Source organism: Chryseobacterium paludis (assembly GCF_025403485.1).
Classification (GTDB): domain Bacteria; phylum Bacteroidota; class Bacteroidia; order Flavobacteriales; family Weeksellaceae; genus Chryseobacterium; species Chryseobacterium paludis.
This window is the reverse complement of sequence record NZ_CP099966.1, coordinates 1,824,356-1,847,123: the sequence shown is the minus strand read 5'-3', so window position 1 is coordinate 1,847,123 and position 22,768 is coordinate 1,824,356. Positions and strand designations below refer to the sequence as shown.

Below are 22,768 nucleotides of genomic sequence, written 5' to 3'. Positions count from 1 at the left end.
TTTAACACTTGTTTTAAACTTATCGTATTCACTAATCTGTTGACCTTCTAACTTCATACCCATTCTCATGCTCCAATCATAAGCTCTTACTAAAAGATTAGATTGAGTCCATTAAAATATATTGTTGCCTATTTTTTAGTTTACCTTGATGTCATCATACAACTTATCAACTACTTTTTCTAAAATTTCTCCAGTTTCATTAAAGCTGGTGTTGGTCAATATGGATATTCCTATATTTTGTTTAGGATAAATCACAAACCAATTCTGCATTCCGTATATACCACCGTGATGTCTGTAAATGAATTCATTACCATTTTCTATGATGTACCAATGATATCCTTCCCAAAAATCAGAACCTTCTTTGTATAATTTTTTATGAGATTCGTTGACAATAAGGTTTGACTGGTCAAGCTGCAATTTCATATATTTCACTAAATCTGTTGTTGTAGAGTGCAATCCTGAGATTCCACCCCATAAAGTTCTGTTGAAGTTAGGCATTAACTCGTTTTTATCGTTATAACCTTTTACCAATCTTGTTCTGTCATTTTCAGTGAGTGTAAATTTTGTTTGGTTCATGGTATTGGGCTTCAAAATACATTCAGTGACCAATCCCTCAAAAGATTTTTGATACACTTTTTCAAGGATATAGGCGGTCAGCTCCGGAGCCGTGTTTGAATAAGAATAGACTTCTCCCGGCTTCGTTTCAATTTTGATGAGTTTCAATCCTTCAAAAAAAGCCTTCTTATTTTCGCTTTTTATAGGGAAATTAGGAAATCCACTGGTATGGGTGATGAGGTGTTTGATTCTTATAGGCTCACCTTTGAACTCTAAATTGGGGTATGGTTCGTTAAGATAGAGTCTGATATCATCCTCTAAATGTATTTTTTGATCAAGTACGGCTTTAGCGGCTACATAACCTGTAAAAGTTTTAGTGACAGAAGCTAATTCATAAAGGGTAGAATCGTTGGGTTTGTTTCCCTTTCCAATTGTTAATTCTCCAAAATGTTTGATGGTAGATTTTCCATCCTTAAGCACGGCAATGGAAACAGAATGAAATCTTTTGTCTTCTAATAACTGAAGAGCATTTTTTGTAATGGCATTTTCAATATTTTGTTGATGGGTTGGGTGAACACTATTACACCCAACTAAGGCAAAAAATAAAATAAGGGTTACATATTTCATGGTCAGAATTTTAATTTGATATTCATAATCTGACGCAAATATGCTGTAGAGAATCCTGAAAAAAGTCCATATAAAAAAGTCGGACTCATTTTAATGAATACAATGAGTCCGATTATCTGCAATTCAAAGTTCGATTATTTACAATGAATTAATTATCAACTATTTCTGAATGCTGTTGGCGTTTGGTTCGTGTATTTTTTAAATGATGTATGAAAAGAAGATTTTGAATTAAAACCCACTTCATATAAAATTTCTAACACCGTATATTGTTTTTTCGTGGGATCTTTCAGAAGGGTCATTGCTTTTTTAACGCGGTATTCATTTACAAAATCAAAAAAGTGCTGATTAAGGTGATGGTTAATCAATACGGACAACTCACGAACAGGAATGTTCACCTGGTCCGCTAATTCCTGAATCGTTAATGAAGGTTCCAGGAAAGGTTCTTTTTCAACCATAAATTTTTTAAGCTGTTCGATCTGAATGCTTTTTGTTTCATCGGTTTTATTTTCAGTTTCTAATGTTTCTGCAAAATCTTCTGTCGGTTGTAACGTAGAATCAATTCTTCGAAAAAGCTCTGGATAATTTAATGCTTTTAATATAAACCAGCAGGCAGCCAGTAAAAAGGAAGTTCCCGCTACAATATGGATCCAGATAAACAGATCGTTGTATGCCGTATATCGTATGATATTTTTAAAAATAATACATACATGGATGAATAGGAAAATGGTGGTAAGCTGAAACAGCCATTGGTATAACAAGGTGTTGGGATTCGTGTAGTTTTCAAGATAAATCTTCTTATATTTTTTAAGCACAATGAATACGGCAACGATATAAAAGAAAAACTGCAGTTCCCCGATGAGCTGATACACAAACATTTCAGGAGATTGCCACATCGTGGTAAAGAAAGCTTCTTTAGCAGCACCTTCTGCCAGATAAAGTCTTGGAACCAACATTAAGTTGGCAACAGTAAAAGGAATAAGATGCAGTAAATGCTTTCTTTTTAAGGTGAAATCAGAATAACAAACAGCATTCACGTAAAGATAAAAAAGAGGCATTACCAATAAGTAAGCAGATATTTTGAAAGCTTTCAGATTATAGCTGTCCACAAAAAGGTGCATGAAAATTCCGCTGATATCAATGGCATTCATGATAAGGAACGCTGCAAATAATCTGTTTTCCAGTTTTCTTTCTGTTTTTACCGTTAATAAAAAAACAGAAAGCAGCAGCGATATAAAAACCGCTATCGCAGCAATAACTTCCAGAAAACTTAATTTGTCCATTAGTTTTTTTACAAAAATAGGATATAAGTCATAAAGAGAAATGATTGTTATTAATCATTTTTTAAATATTGTGCGCTGGTGGAAAGTGTTCCAATTTTGAGTTGGTAAATAAGATTATTTGCTTAAAACTTGGTCCAAAGTCTCTTGGCTTTGGAGGGCAAGTTTGTATTTTTAAAATATATATGATAGTTATTACTTATCTTTTGGTTTTCTGATTCCAATTTGCTTAGCTAATTGCTCTAATTTTTTATTACTATCTCTCTTCTCGTTAATTATATTTCGGAATCCATCCTTTTGACCTTGAACAGTTGCTTGATATAAATTCTTCAAATAATCCGTATATTGTAATAAAATATCTAAAAATTCATTATTATTTAAAAAACTGTTTTTAATAATGGTTCTAAAAATATCTGTTGAGGGATCTAATAAATCATACTTAATAAAAAATGGTAGAATTTTTTGTGCTGTAGCAAGATTTAATTCAATATTCCCGTTTAAAAACTGATCTCTAATATCTTTTAAACTATTTTCGATTGATAAATTAGGGTTATTCGCTTCATATTTGTCTAATATTTTCCACCAATGCTCACTATCTTTACCCTCTTGAATTTTTGATAAAAACCGCTCCTTAAATACATCTAAAGAGGATTGAGTTAGAGACATAGTGCCCAAATAATCAAAATATTTAAAGTGGATATTATTTTCAGAATCAAAAACAGCTATATAACCATCATTATCTAAACTTTGAAATTCCCGATTAAATTTTTCTATAAAACTTTTTGATATTGAAAAATCATTATAATTAAAACAATCATCAATAAATTCATCACTTAAATCACCTAAAAATAAATCAGAATTTTCTACTTTCCATTCATCTAACTCATTTAGTAGCTGGTCATCTTTTAGTTTTAGCGAAGATTTAATTTTATCATAATTATCAATCAGCTTCTTAATATCTGCCCATTTGTCTAAAGATGAATTGGCAAACATACTCAAAATAATATTTTTAAATAATATGGAGTCACTAAAATATTCGGAACTAATTAAAAGTTCATCAAATGAAACATAATTTAGAATTTCACCTCCAATCTCCTTTGCTTTGGCTTCATCGTTAGTATTTAAAATATCAGTAAAATATGTTCTATAAGAAGTGTTGAATTTTGCCCCTCTCGCAATTCTCATTGCAATTAAGTCGTTAATAATTGATAGTGTTGATGAACTATTACCAACATAAAAAGTATATATTTTACCATCATCTAATAAATCCTTTAATGCTGCACTTTCATTTTTTGTAGTCTCTTTAATTTTTAAAAGTATATCATTTACTTTCTGAACATCATTTTGGTCTACAGCAGTATTCAAATTTATCTTTAAATGTTTCTTATAATCATTTAAAACAAAATCTTGACACAATACATCAGTATTATCTAATTCTAAAATATTATCAATTTTTAATTCAGAGACATATTTATCAATAGATTTACCATCTGAGCTTAGTCTATATTTCTTATAATCGCTCCCCTTGTTTTCCACTAACTCAACAAAATTTGAAGCCTGAATGTTTTTAGGAACCAATAAAGGCAATACTCTATCACTTCCTACACCATCTATTAAGCGGTCAATCAAAGAAGTATATGCTGCTATATTAGAATCAGTAATTAATTCAGTATATTGGAGTAATAAAGTTTTTAAATATTTATCATCATTATAATTAGTAATTAAAATTAGCTGCCAGTCTTCAATTACAAGTTTTTCAGTCTGAGGATTTTTATTTATAACTTTATAATAAAAGTTTTTCCAAGCTTGTTCAATTTGTAATTCAGGAATATTGGTGTCTTTTTGAATTTCAGATAAGGTCTTAATTGGATTTTCTAAAATATCAATATCAACAATTGCTGACATAAAAATCGAATCTGCAAAATCAGACTTACAAATAGAGTTAAATGTATCCACATCATTTCTGTTTAATGCATCTTTTAACTCCTGAGTATAAATTAGCTCAATTGCATCGTCTACCGCAATATGATAAATGATTGCGGTTATTTGCTTTGAAAAATCAGAATCATTAAAGTAAATTGATTTTAAACCATCTAAATAGTCTAAATCTGTAATGGCCTTTAAGGGATTTTTTAAAATTTCATCTTTTTTTAAAACAAATACTGCAATATATCTCTCTTTGAAATTTTCATCCAAAAGTTTAATAGTTAAAATCTCATTTACAAAAGCAATAATTTCTCTGGGAGTGATTCTTTTATTTAAAAACTCATAAACTTGTATTACTAAACGTAATTCATTTGTATCATAATTAATAAAAGCTTTCTCCCATTGGTTCTTAAAAAACTGCTTCCAATCAGACATAATCGGGAGTGTTACTCTAAAAACAATGTCAAAAGTTTTATTCACGTAATCATCACCAAAAGTTTTATCAGTTCCATCGATATTCAATTCCTTAAAAGCATTTTGAATATGCTCTCTATCGAAAGGTAATACCACCTTAATATTTTTATAATTTTTCTCTGCAAAAAATATATGAATAGAAGACCAAATATTTAGAATATGTTTTTTAGGTAACCTGTCAAAATTATCAAAGACTAAGATTATTTTTTTATTTAAATCTTCGTCAATTTCCTCCATCCATTTTTGAAAATCTCTAACAGATGGTTGGTTTTCAGAAATTGTTTCAATTTTTGTTTCTTCTTTCTGTTTATTAGTATATACCTGAAAAGTTTCTTCAGCGGCATATCGAAATGACCTACAAAATCCCCTTTTATTTTTCCAATTTCTAATAAGATTGTAAATATAAATACCAATAACAATAAAAATTGGAAAAGCTACCAATACTAATTTCCAAAACCATGATTCTATTTGAAAGAAATCTTTAATAGAATCCTTAAATACATTGACAGTCGGAATATAAACAATAGATAGCAAGCTAAAAATAAATCCAACACTTAGGTACGGCTGATTAATGGTAGTTGTTTCTTTTGAATTAGCCAATAATATCTTTAGTTTATCATCCCAATTTTTTTTATCATTCTTTTTAAGAAGATCTTTGTCATTTTTAATGAACTCAGTTAGTTCTACTAATATAGCTTTTCTTTGCTCATCTTCCTGATGCCCCCAGACATCATAGATAAAGAATTTATGAGTTTTTTCTACTTTTTTCTCTATTAATTGTACTAAATTACTTTTTCCTGACCCCCAAGTTCCATCTATACCAATAATCTTAAATCCTTCCTCATCGAGAATTTTTTCACTTATTACTGTTGCTATTTTATCTTGGGATTTATTTTTAAACAAGTCTTCACCTAAAGGTTTATTAGTTAAGAACTTATATTTGTTTTCATTACTGTCATTATTTTTTTTCTCCATATTTTGAATTTTCCCAGTTATTGTGTTGTAATTAGTTTTTATATCTCAAAAATAGGGAAAATAACAATAAATATCAATGTGGTTTCCCGTATATATGCATGATTGTTAATTATTTTAGTAAGAAAAATTGACAATATTGACATAAAAAATCCCAACTCTCGTCAGGATTATTCATTTATAAGTTTAAAGAAATCAGATAAACTAATTTTTCTTGCTTCACATATTTTAAAAAGTGTTTCGACTGGTACTCTGTAAGTTTCTTCACTTTTAATTTTTCTAATGGTACTTTCTTCTACGCCATGATTTTTGGCAAAAGAATTTTGTGACTTGCCTTCTTGAAGCCAAGGTATCAACCATTTTTTTGTAATGTATAAACAAATTTTTTCGTTTATATCTGTCATAGAAAACAAATGAAGTAATTAAATAATAAAAAATCACGGTCGATCGACCGTGATTGAAATTCTTTTACTACATTTATAAAAAATACAAACAATGAAAAAGATAAAAACAGATTTTGCTCCCCGGTTTAGGGCAGGCAAGAAGCACTCCGGATTGCAGTTGATGGAAACGTTCTTTCAGTTCAATGAGCTGGATGTTTCCAAAGAAAGGCTCAGTAATATTATGAATTATGCGGTAAAGAGAAATAGCTGGATCAATGAAGATCCGGCGGTGATCTTCCAGTTTCACCAGTCGATGAGGTCGTTGATCCGGGCAGGATATCTCATCATGCTGAAGGAAAGGCAATGGACGGTCGATACCCGGCCGGAAAAGATTTCCCCGTTGGTTCTTGGTTTGCTTTCGGAGAAGGAATACCGGAATCCGCTGCTGGTTTTCAAAACAGCATTCAGGGAATACAGCATCAAGGAATTTGATTATTTTATGTCTGGAATTGCCTATTTCTCAATGGGCGTTTATGAAAACCTACCGGAAAGAAATATGGTTATGCCCTACATCCATACGGTTAAAATGCTGGATGCTGCACACCTTATTCTTCAAAGAAGGAGAGAAAAGAAGATGGCTGACACCACTTCAGGATAAGAAGGTTGAGCAGCTAAATAAATGATTGGGAGTATTTGATACAGATGAAGCGTTTTTCTGACGCAAAGTTTTCATTTTTGAAACTGTTGATGGTAAGAAAGCAAAGAATAGAATCAACGAAGTTGATTCATCGAAGCGTATGGATAAGCATACTGCTTCATCAGCGACAAAGTCGCATCACTTTGCTCCTTAAGATAAAGCGGAATTATTAATAAACTTTGCGTTTATCTTTTTAATCAAAAAATAATTTCAAACTGAATCAAAAAATAATCAATCTGGTTTATTGGTATAAGAAGTAGAATTAACATTTTTATAAAATACAATCGGGCACATCCAGGTATATAATACCATAATTTTTTCTATATTTAGAAGAAGTATAGTAGTATAATGTTTACGAATGTTTAAAAAAACGGCTTGTGTTTGTATTTTGCACTCTAAAGCATGCCTGGAAATATAATATAAAAAAAAGACAATGCCGATAAACCCAATACCTCCGGACGGAGGCATGTTATATAAAGAAACAGATATGGCTCAGTTTTTCCCTGAGCCGTTAAATGCAATAACTGCTCTATTATTTTTAGCCATAGCCATTTTTTGGACCCTTAAAATGAAGGGTAATTTTAAGGAATATCCTTTTTTAACCTACTGCTTAGTTTTATTATATATTGGTGCCATAGGGGGAACTGTTTACCATTCATTCAGACAATGGCCGGTATTTATCATGATGGATTGGATGCCCATTATGTTGCTCTGCTTATCTGCCGGATTTTATTTTGTAGCTCAGAGCATCAGATGGTACTATGCTGTTTTAATGGTTCTTGTATATCTCCTACTTATGTTTGCTTTGAGAAATTGGATTTTGGTAGATAATACTTCTCTCTTTATCAACGTAAATTATGCAATCATGGCTTCATTTGTGCTTTTTTCGGTATTAAGTTATTTAATCTATACCAGGTGGAAAGCAGGTAAATGGGTAGGCTTTGCTTTATTGTCGTTTGCTCTCGCACTCACTTTCCGCATCGTTGATAAATGGGAATGGTTGAGTTTCGGAACACATTTTTTATGGCATACTTTTGGGGCGGTAGCCACATTTTGCATGTTTAATTATATCTATCTTACGCGGAATACAATTAGAAAAACATAAGTAGTTTTTATTTTCTTTGAAACTCTAATTTATGCATAGATAATTTGAAGGCAATGTTTATTTAATTTTGTGAAATTCAGAGTCTGATTCTTTTAAGGTTGAAAGAAAAACGATTACTTATATTTAACACGAAAAGCAAATTTAAATGTTCAAAAAAGTAAGCACTGTGTTTACCTGATCCTATTATCACCCTGGAAAAACGCTTTCCGCAAACTTGAAAGAATTAAGAAATAAAAAACGGCAAATATCTAAGATATTTGCCGTTTTAGTGACCTCGACAGGATTCAAACCTGTAACCTTCTGAGCCGTAATCAGATGCGCTATTCAGTTGCGCCACGAGGCCTTTCTTAAAGGTTTGCAAATATAACACTTTTTTCTTTTCTTTGAAATATGAAACTAAGAATTTTACTATTATTTGTGTTTTGTACTCTAATTTCCTGTAAAAGAGAACAAAAAATATCGTCTAATGATTGGAATGTGATCTCAAAAAGGCTTAAATACAAGGATGAAGCTAATGGATTGCAGGTAAAATCGGGAAATTACACCTATGATTTTAAGACCAATCAGGTTCCTTTTAAGAAAGTGATCTTATTAAACGCAAGTTTGATGGGGTATGTTTCGGCCTTACATGCAGAAGATTTAGTGATCGGAGTTTCAAGTCCTGAGTATATTTATTCAGAAAAAATTCAAAGCTTAATTAAAGAAGGAAAGATCCAGAATGTAGGAAGTGACCAGAAATATGATGTTGAAAAAATAATCTCTTTAAAACCTGATGCGATTTTTACAAACTATATTGCCAGTTTTGAAAATACCTATCAGTTATTGAAAAATAACGGAATACAGGTTGTCTTTTTTGATGAATATCTAGAGCAGAAACCACTTGAGAAAACCGCTTACTTAAAAGTTTTTGGAAAGTTTTTTGGAAAAGATAAAGAAGCTCAGGCTCAATATCAGGAAATCGAAAAGAATTACAATGAACTCAAACAGCTCGCCTTAAAAAGTAAGGAAAAGCCACTTGTTCTAACCAATGAAATGTATGGTGATGTTTGGTATTTGTCAGGCGGTAAAACATTTGTTGCGAATTATCTTTCAGATGCCAATGCAGAATATATTTTGAAAGATAACAAAGAAGAGAAAGCTGTTTCTATGACTTTTGAAGAGGTTTTCGCAAAGTCAGATAAAGTTCAGTATTGGGTAAATGCCGGAAATCATACTTCTAAAAAAGAAATGCTGAACATGAATCCTTTCTATGGGAAATTAGGAGTATTCACAAAAGGAAAGATCTATAGTATTTCCGGAAGAGAAAAACAAAAGGCCAACGATTTCTTTGAAAGTGGTGTAGTACGTGCAGATTGGGTTCTTAAAGATTATATTAAGATTTTCCATCCTGAACTTCTGCCAAATTATCAGTTGGTATACATGAAAGAATTGCAATAACTCGGAGTATTTGTTTATTTTTGTAGTGCTTTTTTAGAAGGTATGTGGAAAAAAATAAAACAACTGCTGTTTATCATTCTGATTTTGAATGTAGTGTTCATTGTATGGGGGAGATTTTTCAATCCACCCATAACCATTACTCAGATTGGAGGACTTTTTGAGTATGGAAAACTGCAAAGAGATTACATTTCTTATGATGAAATGGGCAATAATGTAAAGAAAGCAGTTATTGCTTCTGAAGACCAGAAGTTCTTTACTCATAATGGTTTTGATTATGTTGCTATTGAAAAAGCAATGAAAAACAATGAAAAAGGAAAAAAAGTAAGAGGTGGAAGTACCATTTCTCAGCAGACCGCAAAGAATATTTTTCTTTGGCAGGGAAGGAGCTGGATAAGAAAGGGATTGGAAGCTGTATATACTTTTATCATAGAGAAAGTATGGGGGAAGGATATTATTTTAGAAAGGTATCTTAACTCCATCGAAATGGGGCGTGGCGTGTTTGGAATAGAGGCTGCATCTGAATACTATTTCGGAAAGTCTTCCAAAGATCTTACGAGCTCCGAAGCGGCCTGGATAGCTGCTGTTTTACCTAATCCTAAAGAATATGATCCTAAGAATCCGTCCTCTTATCTGACAAAGAAACACAACTGGATTTTGCGACAAATGAGAAATGTTAGTTTGAAATAGTATCTTTGTACTAATGAAATTTTTCAATTCCAGCACAAATTTTGAATCTGTTCTTAAAAAATATTTTTCTTTTAAGAACGAAACCCTTTCCTTAGAGCCATTTGCGGAGTTTTTAGAAAGTATAAAAAGATCTGATTTTACGGATGTTCTAAATTTCTTTAGAAATAATCCTGATTTTACTGAAAACTTTAAGCATTATATTCATAATATTTTTGAAGGAAGACCCTTTAATTTGTCTCTTACAGAAGCCAATATTCTTTCTGAAAACGCTTTCTTTCCTGAGCTTAAAAAAAGGATTCTTAACAAAGTCCTGCCACCTGTAGAAAAGGAAAAAACAGTTTGGTATCTGATAGATAATATAAGTCTGCGACCAAAGAAAGACCTGGAATATCTTCATAATTTACCCGAAAATGAGGTCAATGAATTTCTTACGATTTTAGGGGTTTCAGATTTTATAACCAACAATAACGTCAAAAAGGAACTCGTTTTTTCTATGAACATTCTTTCATGGCGGGTAACAGGAATGGCTATGGAAGTGGAAGTTGTAAGAATGGCTCCTGAATATAGAAATTTCGACAATCCTTTTCTTGCCTTACAAAATGAACTGGAAGGACTTGCTGCAGAGCTTGAAACGAATCCGGATCTCCAGTTACATTCTAAAGACAGTCGCTATAAGCAGATTAAAATATACACGCAGCAATGTCAGGAGTTTGTAAATATTGCTTTTAAAAACTCTTCTAAATATGGGATTTCAGGAAAGATCAATCAGTCTCTTTTGAAGATCCGTCAACAGACGGAAAGGATCTATGAAATAGTAAAACTACTGGTTATCAATAATGATGATGATGTTATTATTAAATCCAAACAGCTGGTTTTTAATATCCTCAGTTATAAATCCCATAAGAATAACATTTCAGAACTTATTAATGACAGTACAAGGTTGATCTCTCACCTTATCACTAATCATACAGCCGAAACAGGATCCCATTATATTACATCCACTAAGAAAGAATACATGAAAATGTTCTACAAAGCCAGTGGTGGTGGGATTATTGTAGGAGCGCTTTGTGTTTTAAAAATGCTTTACGGATATATTCCCGGAAGTGATTTTTCTCATGCATTTCTGTATTCTATGAATTATGCAATGGGCTTTGTCATGATTTACCTGATGAGTTTTACACTGGCAACTAAGCAGCCCGCAATGACGGCTGCTACTATGACCAAGGTATTGTCGGAAGAAGGAAACAGTAAAAGGAATAATACGGAATTTGCCCATCTGGTATCCAAATTATTCAGAAGTCAGTTTATTGCTTTTGTGGGAAATGTAGCACTTTCATTTCCAATTGCTTTGGCTATAATTTATGGATTGGATGTATTTTTCTCTCAAAACCTTGCGGCAGAAAGATCGGATAAATTACTTAAAGATTTAGACCCTTTTCAGTCGAAAGCTATTTTACATGCTAGTATTGCCGGTTTTTACCTGTTTATTTCTGGGATTATCTCGGGGAATATCGGTAATAACTCGGTATTCTATCAGATCCCTGAAAGGATAGCAAAAAACATTTCCATTAGAAAGTTGTTAGGAGCGAAATTTGCTAAAAGTCTTTCTAAATATTATGCTAAAAACTGGCCCGGAATTGTTTCCAATTTTTGGTTTGGGGTTTTCCTTGGAACTACAGCTCCGGTAGGATTGTTCTTTGGGCTGGATCTGGATATTCGACATATTACCTTTGCAGCAGGAAATTTTGCTATTGGATTATATGGGAAAGATTTTTCTGTAGATTCTTATACCTTTTGGATCTCTTTTTTCACTGTATTCTTAATTGGATTCTTTAACTTCTTGGTAAGTTTTGGTTTGTCCATGTTTTTGGCATTCCGATCAAGAAAATTGAACTTTGGACAGGTAAGTGAAATTTATAAAGAAATATTCAAATACTTTTTCAATCATCCTTTCAAGTTTTTCTTTCCACTGAGCTCGGGATTAGATAAAAAAGCAGACGATCTGATGAGTAATACCATGTCTACAAAATCTGAAGATCATTAAATTTATCATCCCCAAATTTGTCCTGAAATTTTTTAAGATAGAAGCTTCTGCGCATTTTGAAATCATTTTTCAATAATGGAGAATCTATTTTTATAATGATGCACTTATCCTGAATGCCAACACTTCTGATTTCATTGAAAAGACTTTCGTCAAGATAGTCTTCAAGAAAATCTTTAATTTCAAATGCTATTAGTTTGTCCTCAAAGCCATGTATTCTGGCGAAGGATTTTACTAATTCTGATGACTGATATTCTCGTTTTTTCTTTCTCATTGTTATTAGGTGTGGGTTCGAGGTTCGAAATGCAGGTTCAAGGTCCAAGGTATATGTTTCGAGGTTCTTGAGGAATGTTTATTGTGTTTAAAATATGCTATGGTTTGCTTTCGTTCCGGTTTTCTTTTACCTATTTTTTATAGTTATTAATTTTTCCGCCTAATGTATTATATTCTGTCTTTAATGTTTCAAATTCTAACACGAATTCGGGATATAGTACTGTAATTTTTTCTAAATGATGTATTGTTTAATCATTACTTGCATGGCTGAATACTAAAAAGCGGATGTAATCATTTTTGTAACAGGAAAAATTAATTCTACGTTCCACACCGAGCACCGCATCATATCTCAAAAATTATACTTTCTTCATTGATCTTTTTTACCACACTTTCTGTGCGTTCCCTATGGGTATCCGTAATGAAAATTTGTCCAAAATTCTCCTGATTCACGAGTTCAATAAGTTGAGCAACACGGTGGTCATCCAGTTTGTCAAAAATATCATCTAAAAGAAGAATGGGAGTCTTTCCTGTTAATTCTTTTACAAGGCTCATTTGAGCAAGTTTCAATGAAATAAGAAAGGATTTTTGCTGACCTTGAGATCCTATTTTTTTAATTAAAACAGCATCCATTTCAAAAAGGAGGTCATCTTTATGAATCCCTTTTGAAGTGTAGGTTAACATTCGGTCTCTTTCCAGGCTTTCTTTTAATAAATTTTCAAAAGAGTTTTCCAGTAAATGAGATTCGTAGATCACGGAAACCATTTCTTTTCCCCCGGAAATAATATGGTAAAAGTTCTGTATGATGGGATTTAGCTGAGAAACGAATTCCTGTCTTTTTTCAAATATTTTAGTCCCGAATTTAGTGATCGGATCATCATAAATTTCTAAAGCGTCTTTATCAAAAAACCTGTTTTTAGCAAAATATTTTAATAAAGCATTTCTTTGCTGAACAATTTTTTGATATTGCATAAGATCAAAAAGGTATCCGGAATCGGTTTGACAGATCATGGAGTCCAAAAATTTTCTCCGGCTTTCCCCGGAATCGGAAATCAGGTTGGAATCATAAGGAGAGATCATTACACTGGGTAAATATCCAATGTGATCAGACATCCTGTCATAGCTTTTATCATTCTTTTTAATGATCTTTTTAGCTTCCTTCGGTTGAGATATTTTCAGAGTATCTTCACTTTCATCATTTTGAATCTCAGCGTCGATCGTAAAAAAGTCTTCTTCCTTTTTGATGTTATTAAGATCTGTATTTCCTAAAAAACTTTTTCCTACAGACAAGTAATGCAATGCATCTAAAATATTGGTTTTTCCTACACCATTATTCCCTACAAAGCAGTTGATCTGAGGCGAAAATTCAAATTTTTTCTCAGCATGGTTTTTAAAATTGTACAGAGAAAGTTTCTTAATAATCATTTGTCAAAAATACTTCATTATTCCTAAAAATAAAAAAGGAAGTGCAGAGCAAGTTTCCACCCCAAAAGAAAAATAAGCGTCATCTCTCTTGTTTTCAGAAAAATAGATAAGAATATAGGTGGCAATACTTGTTAAAAAAAAAGAAAACGAATAAGGATAATCCAGATAGAAACTGGAAATGATGGTACTTATAAATACCAGTAGATAGGCGATGTATTTTGTATTCTGAATACCAATTAATTTTGGAAAGGTTTGTACTGTATCACTTTGCATATCCCTGATATCAAAAGGAAGTACTAAAGCTGTGATAAAAAAGAAGCTGATTAGAAAAATGGGTAGGCTGAACTCTTGTAAAGTAAGCCAACAGTTAATAAGAGCCCATACCAATCCTACATAAAAAACCTTTAACAAAGGAATTTTTCTAATATAAACCTCCAGGAAAATGCTGTTATATAATAATCCTAAAACAACAATAATAAACCATTTAAGTAATCTTATTTCGTTATGATTATGAATGATCAGAAAGGCACAAATTACTCCTGCTATACCATTTAATATTAATATTTTAAAGAAATATTTAGTGTATTGATACTTCGTATAAAGATAACCACTGAAATAGGTGATGAAAATTAAAAAAAAGGAAGGGAAACGGAATGTGTTTTGCTCTCTCATGAAAAATACTGCGAAAAGAGTTCCCATTAAGGAGACATAAATTTGACTGTCTATGCCATATTTTTTCAGTACTTTTAAGAAATTCATTTATCAAAAATAACATTTATGAAAAGATTTTCCAAGGTTTTTATGCTTTTGCTTTTAATGCTGAATTGTTCAGCTGTTTTTGCACAGAAATACTACGATGATCAGTGGAAAAAAATTGCCGACAACAGCCAGAAAGGAGCTTATAAATCAAATCTTCCCATTGTTTTAGACATACAAAAACAAGCTATGAAAGAAAATAATACGCTGCAGTTGATCAGTTCCCTCAAAGCAGAGTTCAGTATTGTAAATCAGACAACAGACGATGATCAGAATAATTCTGCTTCAAAATTCTTTAGTAAACTACAGGAAACCCAAAAGCAACTGAAAGGCAATGAGAAAATGGTCTATGATGTACTTCTGAGTGGTTTCTTTTTAGATTATTATAGCCAGCATTCCTGGGAGATCAATGGCAGAACGAATGTGAATTCACAAGATATTTCACAAATAGAGACATGGAGCAAGCTTGACTTTAAAAATTATCTCAGTAAAAACTTCAAAGATCTCGACCAGCAGAAGCAGGAAATGAAGAAGATAACACTGGAGAAATATAAGGCTGCTTTTTCCAATACTAATGATATCCTCTATTTTCCGACTTTATGGGATTGGTATTCTTTAAGAAAAATCACTTTCTTATCTGATAATGGCCTTTTCACAAAAAATGAAATTAGTGAAAACAGAGTTCAGATTAATACTATTTATGATGAATTAATTGCGCAGAATACAGGAAATGCAAAGCTTTATTTTATGCATCAGAAACTTTCTGAAAACTGTAATTCAAATCAATGTAAAGATAAATTAACCCAACTTCAGAATCTTTTAAAATCAGGTCCGGAAGGAGATTATAAAGTTTTGATTATGGAGGATATTATGAATGAATATCTTGCGAAAAAACAATCAAAAGAAGCATTAGCTATTGCTGATCAGGCCAAAAGCCAATATCCCAAATCTTTATTTCTGGAAAACATAAAAAACAAAGAAAATCAGATTACCAATCCGAATCTTAATATTAAATATGAACAACAGACTCAGGCTAATCTTCCGATTCATTTAGTCACGGAATATAAAAATGTTTCTGAGTTTTCATTGAATATCTATGAGGTAAAAGATAATTTCACTTCATTAATGAAATACATTAATAGCTCCTATGGAAATACATTTGGAGAATTGAAAAAAAATCTTGTAAGAAAAGAAACCTATCAGCTTTCTGATCCCAAGGATTATCAGCTTCATAAAACTTCTTTAGAAATCCAGCCACTTCCTTCCGGTGTTTATGTTGCAGAATATTCTGTTGCAGGCTCCGATTCTAAAGATCTTGATGTCAATCAGAATTTTTACTTCTTAGTTTCTAATAATAAAGTGATCTATCAAAATAAAACAGATAGAAACCAACTTTCAAACGAACTAAAACTGGTAAACAGTGAAAATGGCAAACCGGTTACTAACGAAAATCTTACTTTCTATGAGTTTGTAGCCAATAAAACTTTAAATAAAATAGAAGGAAAAACCAGTGATAAAGGTGTTTTCAAATTTCCTTCAACAACGGATAAAGACTATTACAGAACATTTTTAATTCAGCAGCCAAAGACGAAAGATTATCAGATCATGCAGGTGTATGGTAATGACGGCTACTCTGATGACTATAATCCTAATAAACAAAACCGTACTAAGGCTCAGATCTTTACTGACAGAGCGATTTACAGACCGGGACAGACGGTATATTTTAAAGTAATCAATACCAGAATTGATAAAGAAATAGAGGCAATAGCATCTGGATTAAAACAAAAAATAACATTACAGGATACCAATGGCCAGGAAGTTTCCGTACAGAATTTCAGGACCAATGAATTTGGATCTTATCATGGAAGTTTTATTTTACCAAAAGGAAAACTGAATGGTGCATTCTATCTGATTACTGATGGTGATACCCAGGGATATAAAGATATCCGAGTGGAGGAGTATAAGAGACCAAAATTCGAAGTTACTTTTGATCCTGTAAAAGAAGAATATAAATATGGTCAGACCATAGAGTTAAAAGGAAAAGCAGCGATGTTTTCAGGTGTTGCGCTAAGTAACACAACGGTAAGTTACGAAATCAAAAAACATAATATCCGTTGGAGATATTTTTGGTGGTATCCACAAGGTGATGATAATGAAAACTCTATTCTGGGCGAGGCAAAAACTAATGAAAAAGGAGAATTTGTTATTCGTTTAGATCTTAAAAAAGATGAAAAGCTGGAAGGTATACAGATCGATAACTACGAGATCAATGCTTCTGCAACGGATATTAATGGAGAGACACAGACAGCCAATACACAATTAAAAGTAGCTTCAGTTTCTCATTATATTAAAGCAGAAGAGATCAAGAATACTTTTGCTGATGAGAATGTAAAAGTAAAAGTAGAAACAAAAAATTACAACGAACAGAACCTTAAAAAATCATATCAGGTTAAATTATCCAAATTAGAAACACCTGACAGGATTTTCAGAAGTAATTTCGAAAAGGAAGTTCAGAACTTACCTAAATTCAGTAAAGATGAATTCATCAAAAAATTCCCACATGATCTATATGATAAGAATGATGAAGTAAAGAACTGGAAAGTTGGAAAAGTTATTTTCAATAAAATTCAGGAACCTTCTGCTGATAATACGCAATTAATATCCAATCTTGATTTAGGAAAACTGGAAACGGGAGACTATCAATTGGAACTGTATAATATGGAAGGAAAGGACACGATAAAATCTGTACAGAATTTCAGTGTTTGGGATAAAGGTTCTTTAAAACCCAATCAGAAAACATTCCTGAAGGTTCTGGAGCCTAAAGCTGAAGTAGCAAGAGGTGAAAAAGCAAAAATCTATGTGTATTCAGCAGTTCCTGATGCTTTGGTGAATGTGTTTGTTCAAAACGGATCTGGAAATACAGTTTCTGAAAGTTATAAACTAAAGAACGGAATTTTAGAATATTCAGTAGATGTTCCTAAGGATAAAAGTGTAGCCACATTAAATATCCAGTTTCAGGTTGTGGCATTTAATGATATACAGACTGAATCTGTTAATTTAAAAATAAAAAATTCTGAACAGCCGTTGAAGATTGAAACGGTTACGTTTAGAGATAAACTGGAGCCCAACTCTAAGGAAAAATGGACCGTAAAAGTTTCAGGAAACGAGAAAGAGAAGATCAATGCTGAGGTATTGGCGAATATGTATGATATGTCTTTGGATCAGTTTGCTGTTAATAGCTTTAACTGGCAGAATATTTATACACCATATAGCATTATCACTTCTTATGATATCAGACAGAATCTTCAGCAAAAATATTATCAAAAAAGATTGAAATATTTTAATGGTAAGTATGTTGAGGTACCGGCTTTTGATTGGTTTGATAACTCACTTTATTATGGAGGGGCACTTCAGGAGCTAGAAGGAAAGGTAGCTGGTGTAACAGTGCGCCAAGCAGTAACAGAAGCAGCTTATTCTGTCGCTTTACCAGCACCAACTACAAGAATGAAGGCTAATAATGCTCGTAAAAGTGTAGGTTTTGATGCTGCTAAACAAGCAGACGGTGATGGTGTAATTGACAAAGATGATTCAATAGGAGCAGAATCTTTAGAAAAAGTTCCGGTTCGTCAAAACCTTAATGAAACAGCATTTTTCTATCCTGACCTGAAAACGGATGCAGAAGGAAATGTAAACTTTGAATTTACCTCTCCGGAAGCTTTAACAAAATGGAAGCTGATGTTCCTGGCGCATACAAAAGATGCCAGAGCTGCAACCTTAGAGAAAGAAGTGGTAACACAGAAAGAATTCTCGGTAACACCTAACTATCCAAGATTCCTAAGAGAAGGGGATGAGTTGAATCTTCAATCGAAATTGTCTAATTTAACCGCTAAGAAATTAAGTGGCTCTGCAAATTTACAAATCCTGGATGCCTTTACCAATGAAGATATCTCTTCAAAATTCGGATTGAATTCAAGCACTCAGAATTTTGATTTAAATGAAAGTGGAAATTCAGTAGTAACATGGAAAGTAAAAGTCCCGAATAATGTTTCATCCATCATTTTAAAAGTAGTAGCAAAAGCGGGTGCTTATTCTGATGGAGAACAGCAAGCGATTGCTATTTTACCAAATAGAATGCTGGTAACAGATGCCGTTCCTGTTTTTGTAAAAGAGGGTGAAACGAAGACTTTTGTTTTGGATAACCTTAAAAACGCAACATCAACAAGTATTGCCAATGTTTCAAATACTTTGGAATTGACGACGAATCCTATCTGGGAAATTATGTTTGCTCTTCCAAGTTTGAAAAATGATCAGAACAGTTCAGCTGATGTGATCTTCAATAAATGGTTTGCAGATGTATTGGCTTCTGAGATCTTTAAGGCAAATCCAAAAATGAAAACGATCTTTGAAGAGTACCAAAGCAAAGGATTATTGAATTCTAATCTTGAAAAGAATCAGGAATTAAAGCAACTGTTATTGGAAGAAACCCCTTGGGTACTGGAAAGTAAAAACGAACAGGAGCAGATGCAGAAACTGGCATTATTATTTGATGCCAATACGATGAAGAATTCAATCAACCAGGATTGGGATGATTTCAAAAAATTACAAAATCCGGATGGAGGTTTCTCCTGGTACGCAGGTTATCCTAGTTCTTATAGCGTTTCATTGTATATCCTTAAAAACTTAGGAAAGATCAATGTTTGGTTAAAAGATAATGTAAAAGATTACCAAAGCTCAACACAAAATGAAATGGTTGCTCAATTGGTACAGTATGTAGATAATGAAATCAATAAATATGCTGATACGAAAGAAAATGTGTGGAATAACTGGACTATTGATTATTTGGATACCAGAAATTATTGGGAAAAACAATATCCTTTAAAAGGAAAAGGAGCAACATTAAAAACATTGGTAAAACAAAAAGCTAAAACAGCAAAAATTACAGACTTCACATTCTTTGGACTTCACCGTGCCGCGTTGCTGTTAAGCGATTACGGAATGAAAGATACTTCAGATAAGTTGATGACGTATTTGAAAGAAACTTCTACAGATACTAAAACACAGGGAGTATATTGGAAACAAAACCTTAATGATTGGGGTTGGTTCAGTTCAAAAGTAGTGAATCATGCCGGAGCTTTAGAAGCCTTTAATAAATTGAAACCGAACGATCAGAAATTCATTGAAGATATGAAGATCTGGTTGGTGACTCAGAAAGAAGTCAATTCATGGGGTAGTTCCAGAGGAACTTCAGAGGTGATTTTTACCATTCTTAATTCTGGAAAATCATGGACTGGTGCGGAAAGTGATAAAGCAACAATCGTTTGGGGTGGAAAAGAACTTGCACCACAAACACAGGCAACAGGATATGTAAAATCAACGGTGAAAACAGATATTGTAGATAAGAACTTAGGTACAGTTACCATCACAAAACCTGGCCCTGGAATTGTTCAGGGAGGATTGTTCTGGCAGTATTACGAAGATTTAGATAAAATAAAATCATCAGAAAACTATATCTCCATTACCAAAGAGCTTTATAAAAAAGTAAAAACGGTAAATGGTGAAGAATTGCAGAAAATCTCTGCTGAAACTCCATTAAAAGTGGGAGATAAAGTAACAGTAAGAATGATTCTGAATACAGACCGTGCCATGGAATTTATTCATATTAAAGATATGCGTGCTGCAGGATTTGAACCTGTAGATGTATTGTCAGGATACCAATGGAAAAATAGTTTGGGTTATTATCAGGCTACCAAGGATGCTTCTACTAATTTCTATATTCAATATATGCCAAAAGGAAAATATGTATTTGAATATGATTTTGTAGCCAATGCATCTGGAAAGTTCTCCAATGGAATTACAACCATGCAGAATTATTATGCTCCGCAGATGAATGCCCATACGAAAGGTAGCAATATTCAGATTTTGGAATGATTTTTGGCTAATAGGGAATAGTAAAATAAAAAAGAAAACAAATGAAATTTTCAAAAGTAGTAATTACTGGATTGGTAATGATGGTAGGAGTAAATACTTTCGCACAGAAGAAAGCAGAAAAATTTGAAAAATTAGAGATCGAAATGTTCCCTAAAGCAAAAGACGGATATAAGCAGGTTTATATTCAGCTTCCTGTTGCAAAAAATGAGCAGGATTTAAAGGTTGAATATTTTGTGGGGACTGAAAAGATGTTGGATTGTAATAACTATTTCTTAATGGGCAGTGTGAAATCTCAGGATCTGCAGGGATGGGGTTACAATTATTATGAAGTAGAATCCAATGGTGAGGCAGCAGGAACTTTAATGGGTTGTATGAATAAAAAAGCGACTAAGAAGTTTATTTATATCCAACCAGAAATTGTAAGATATAACAGTAAATTACCTTTGGTATTTTATGTGCCTAAAGATCTCGAAGTACGTTACAGAATTTTACGTCCGGATGCTGCAATGAAGAAAGCGGTTCAGAAGTAATTCATTCTATATTATTATAAAAACTCCTCACATTGTAGAGGAGTTTTTTTGTTTGAATACGTTTAAAAATGTGATCAAACCTGACTAATCCTTTTGCGGCGAAAATTATTTTACAACTAAACCATATTTAAACGATTCTCTGTGAAATGCTGATAACCGACCATTTGTATTGAACATTCTTTAAATTCACTAAATCGGGATTGTTATTTGTAAAATCGAAGCTTTTTTGCATTATATTTGTTGTAAACATGAACCATGAAAAACAATTTATTGATTTTTACCCTTGGTTTTTTTATACTTCCAGCTTTTGGTTGGGCACAGTCTGCGCCGGACTTTAAAGAACTTTTAGACAGTGCAATGGTTCGGGATTCCGATCTTAAGATGCAGGTTACCCAAAACAAACTTACCGATCTTGATGAGCATAAATTGAAAGATATCTTTCTTCCGACTTTGGAATTAAGCGGACAGGTAGGTTACGTGAATGCAACGGCACGTCTAACATCTCCAGAAATTAATCTTCAGCCATTTATACAGATTCCGGAAGGAAGGTATAATAACAATCTGAATATTTCAGGTTTCTCAGGTATCGCAAAAGCTGATGCTAAAATGCTTGTTTATTCAGGAGGTAAAGTAAAATATCTTAAAAAGGCAATTGAAGAAAAGAAAGTATCAGAAAATATTCTTCTTGAGAAAACGAGAGATGAGGTGGTGGCAAGTATTTCTAAGGCATATGATCAGCTGGCTTTAATTCATCAGTCTAAAAATGTTTTGGATGAAAGTAAAAAGAGACTTGATATCAATCGGAAAACAGCAGATAAAGCATTAGGATATGGCTTAATTACCCCTTATGATCATAAGAAGATAGAGCTTGCTCAGGCAACATTAGATGCTAAGATCGTAGAGTATGAAGGGAAAAAAGAGTTGTTGCTGACCCAACTTTATATATTAACGGGAATCAATAAAGAGCGTCTTCGTTTGATAGATCCTGTTTTATCACCGGTTGATATGCTTACCCATGAAAAAGGAATTGAGCAGAGAGCAGAGATCCGTGCCCTGGAGCATGGAATTGTAGCTGCTGACTACAAGATCAAAGCAGAAAGAACATGGATGATTCCAAAGGTTCAGTTGATGGCGTCAGCTTATTATATCGGCTTATATGGAAGCCGGATTAAAACTTCTGAAAATGTAATTCCCGCAATTCCTGCTATTGGTTATGAAGGCGCAAAATTGGACTGGAGACCTACCAATATCAATATATTGCCATTGTTTACCGCAGGGGTAGGGTTTAAATGGGAGATATTTGACGGTAGAGAAGGGAAGCATGCTGAGGAAACAGCCAAAATTGGAAAAGAAGTTTTACAAAATCAGAAAGAAGATGCTTTAAAGAAGCTGACCTTGAATTTAGCAAATAATCAAACCAATTATGATATTGCAACAGCACAGATCGCATTGAAAAGCAAAGAAAAAGAATTAGCAAAAAACGCTTTGGTACAGGCTGAAAAAGAATTCAGATATGGAATGAGCAAGTCATCACAGCTGATAGAAGCTGAAAGTGATCTTGAAGTGGTAGAACTGGAATATCAGAATGCTATTTTTAACCAGCGAAGGGCAGGAATAGAATTGATGCGTTCTACCCAGGAATTGGATATTACCAAGCTTTATTAACCCTCTAAAATTA

The 22,768-nt window shown here is 32.8% G+C and carries 15 protein-coding genes and 1 tRNA gene; 8 read left to right on the top strand and 8 right to left on the bottom strand.

The features are described from left to right. Positions 1 to 135: 135 nt before the first annotated feature. From NG806_RS08180 to NG806_RS08165, 4 genes are all read right to left on the bottom strand, one after another. On the bottom strand, positions 136 to 1,182 hold the full coding sequence (locus NG806_RS08180) for a serine hydrolase domain-containing protein (RefSeq protein ID WP_261512634.1): 1,047 nt from the start codon (positions 1,180 to 1,182) through the stop codon (positions 136 to 138). Positions 1,183 to 1,337: 155 nt separating this feature from the next. Continuing rightward, positions 1,338 to 2,462 carry a helix-turn-helix domain-containing protein gene (locus NG806_RS08175; protein ID WP_261512633.1) on the bottom strand — a complete coding sequence of 375 codons (1,125 nt, stop codon included), beginning with the start codon at positions 2,460 to 2,462 and terminating at the stop codon, positions 1,338 to 1,340. A gap of 192 nt (positions 2,463 to 2,654) precedes the next feature. Continuing rightward, on the bottom strand, positions 2,655 to 5,834 hold the full coding sequence (locus NG806_RS08170) for a KAP family NTPase (RefSeq protein ID WP_261512632.1): 3,180 nt from the start codon (positions 5,832 to 5,834) through the stop codon (positions 2,655 to 2,657). A gap of 167 nt (positions 5,835 to 6,001) precedes the next feature. After that, positions 6,002 to 6,235, bottom strand: coding sequence for a helix-turn-helix domain-containing protein (locus NG806_RS08165; RefSeq protein WP_214831573.1), 234 nt, complete (start codon positions 6,233 to 6,235; stop codon positions 6,002 to 6,004). 91 nt (positions 6,236 to 6,326) lie between these two features. On the opposite strand from NG806_RS08165, the gene NG806_RS08160 reads away from it, so the two are divergent. Together NG806_RS08160 and NG806_RS08155 are read left to right on the top strand one after the other, a co-directional pair. Continuing rightward, positions 6,327 to 6,872, top strand: a complete 546-nt coding sequence (locus NG806_RS08160) for a hypothetical protein (RefSeq protein ID WP_261512631.1) — start codon at positions 6,327 to 6,329, stop codon at positions 6,870 to 6,872. Between the two features lie 472 nt (positions 6,873 to 7,344). After that, positions 7,345 to 8,016 (top strand): hypothetical protein, encoded by a 672-nt coding sequence (locus NG806_RS08155; RefSeq protein ID WP_261512629.1) that lies wholly within the window; start codon positions 7,345 to 7,347, stop codon positions 8,014 to 8,016. A 269-nt stretch (positions 8,017 to 8,285) separates the two neighbouring features. Here the strand turns inward: NG806_RS08155 and NG806_RS08150 are convergent. Continuing rightward, a tRNA-Arg gene (locus NG806_RS08150) sits at positions 8,286 to 8,359 on the bottom strand. A 47-nt stretch (positions 8,360 to 8,406) separates the two neighbouring features. Between NG806_RS08150 and NG806_RS08145 the strand changes: the two genes are divergently transcribed. From NG806_RS08145 to NG806_RS08135, 3 genes are read left to right on the top strand one after another with little or no spacing between them, the layout of a single operon-like run. Continuing rightward, positions 8,407 to 9,453: an ABC transporter substrate-binding protein gene (locus tag NG806_RS08145; RefSeq protein WP_261512627.1), complete on the top strand. Its 1,047-nt coding sequence runs from the start codon at positions 8,407 to 8,409 to the stop codon at positions 9,451 to 9,453. Positions 9,454 to 9,495: 42 nt separating this feature from the next. Further along, positions 9,496 to 10,140, top strand: coding sequence for a monofunctional biosynthetic peptidoglycan transglycosylase (gene mtgA / locus NG806_RS08140; protein ID WP_214831569.1), 645 nt, complete (start codon positions 9,496 to 9,498; stop codon positions 10,138 to 10,140). A 13-nt stretch (positions 10,141 to 10,153) separates the two neighbouring features. Continuing rightward, on the top strand, positions 10,154 to 12,184 hold the full coding sequence (locus NG806_RS08135) for a site-specific recombinase (RefSeq protein ID WP_261512626.1): 2,031 nt from the start codon (positions 10,154 to 10,156) through the stop codon (positions 12,182 to 12,184). Here the strand turns inward: NG806_RS08135 and NG806_RS08130 are convergent. From NG806_RS08130 to NG806_RS08120, 3 genes are all read right to left on the bottom strand, one after another. Further along, positions 12,162 to 12,455: a hypothetical protein gene (locus NG806_RS08130; protein WP_214831567.1), complete on the bottom strand. Its 294-nt coding sequence runs from the start codon at positions 12,453 to 12,455 to the stop codon at positions 12,162 to 12,164. The two genes, NG806_RS08135 and NG806_RS08130, sit on opposite strands and share 23 nt — an antisense overlap. A gap of 341 nt (positions 12,456 to 12,796) precedes the next feature. After that, entirely contained in the window at positions 12,797 to 13,876 is a 1,080-nt protein-coding gene (gene recF, locus NG806_RS08125) for a DNA replication/repair protein RecF (protein WP_261512625.1), read from the bottom strand. Positions 13,877 to 13,879: 3 nt separating this feature from the next. Next, positions 13,880 to 14,635 (bottom strand): UbiA prenyltransferase family protein, encoded by a 756-nt coding sequence (locus tag NG806_RS08120; RefSeq protein ID WP_214831565.1) that lies wholly within the window; start codon positions 14,633 to 14,635, stop codon positions 13,880 to 13,882. A gap of 18 nt (positions 14,636 to 14,653) precedes the next feature. On the opposite strand from NG806_RS08120, the gene NG806_RS08115 reads away from it, so the two are divergent. The 3 genes from NG806_RS08115 to NG806_RS08105 all read left to right on the top strand — a co-directional run bounded on the left by NG806_RS08115 (position 14,654) and on the right by NG806_RS08105 (position 22,755). After that, positions 14,654 to 20,560, top strand: coding sequence for an alpha-2-macroglobulin family protein (locus NG806_RS08115; RefSeq protein ID WP_214831564.1), 5,907 nt, complete (start codon positions 14,654 to 14,656; stop codon positions 20,558 to 20,560). Between the two features lie 41 nt (positions 20,561 to 20,601). Continuing rightward, on the top strand, positions 20,602 to 21,090 hold the full coding sequence (locus tag NG806_RS08110) for an ecotin family protein (protein WP_214831563.1): 489 nt from the start codon (positions 20,602 to 20,604) through the stop codon (positions 21,088 to 21,090). A 255-nt stretch (positions 21,091 to 21,345) separates the two neighbouring features. Then, positions 21,346 to 22,755 (top strand): TolC family protein, encoded by a 1,410-nt coding sequence (locus NG806_RS08105; protein WP_214831562.1) that lies wholly within the window; start codon positions 21,346 to 21,348, stop codon positions 22,753 to 22,755. Positions 22,756 to 22,768 lie beyond the last annotated feature (13 nt).